Annotated in this window: 2 protein-coding genes; both read left to right on the top strand. The window is 42.0% G+C overall.

Going from position 1 to position 918, the window contains the following annotated elements:
• The coding region (locus ACFIO3_RS14170; protein WP_375704696.1) for a sigma 54-interacting transcriptional regulator at positions 1 to 681 on the top strand (681 nt) is incomplete at its 5' end.
• 4 nt (positions 682 to 685) lie between these two features.
• Positions 686 to 918: NAD-binding protein (locus ACFIO3_RS14175; protein WP_375704697.1), on the top strand; the 233-nt coding region annotated here is incomplete at its 3' end.

Consider the following 918-nt stretch of genomic DNA (forward strand, 5'->3'; position numbering starts at 1 on the left):
GAGGAAGCCCATGGCGGAATACTTTATCTTGATGAAATTGCTGATATGCCACGTGAGACTCAAGGTAAGATTCTTAGGGTGTTAACGGGGCAAACATTTGAGAGAGTTGGCGGTACAAAACGTGTTAAAGTAGATGTTCGTATCATTTCTTCGACAGCGCAAAATCTTGAAAACCTCATTTCTGACGGGCGCTTTAGAGAAGATCTTTTCCACCGTCTTTCCGTTGTTCCCATTACTGTTCCGCCCCTTTCTGCTCGTCGTGAAGATATTCCAGAACTTGTCCATCATTTTGTAAAAACAATATCACAGCAGGTTGGGATTAAGCCACGTGAAATCAGTGATGATGTGATTGCTATTTTGCAAACGCATGCTTGGCCGGGTAATGTAAGACAATTACGTAATAATATTGAGCGTCTTCTTATTCTTGTGCGGGATGGGGATGGTCCTATAACAGCGGATTTTCTTCCCAGTGAAGTGAATGATTCTTTGCCACGTCTTCAAATGGATTCGGATGAGAGTATAATGGATTTACCGTTGCGTGAAGCACGAGAATTGTTTGAAAAGAGATATTTAGTGGCGCAGATTGGACGTTTGGGTGGAAATATATCGCGTACTGCTGAATTTATAGGCATGGAGCGTTCAGCTTTGCACCGTAAACTTAAAGCGCTTGGAGTTTCTTAAAGCGATGCGTATTATTATTTGTGGAGCAGGACAGGTTGGTTATGGGATAGCAGAGCGTCTTGCTGCTGAAAATCACGATGTTACTGTTATTGATATTGAAACAAGATTAATTGAAAAGATTCGCGATACATTGGATGTGAGAGGTTTTGTTGGTCACGGTTCACGGCCTGAAGTTCTTTTGGCTGCAGATGCAGACAAAGCTGATATGTTGATTGCTGTCACTTTGTTTGATGAAGT

This window comes from Bartonella sp. AD328YNZD (assembly GCF_042196425.1).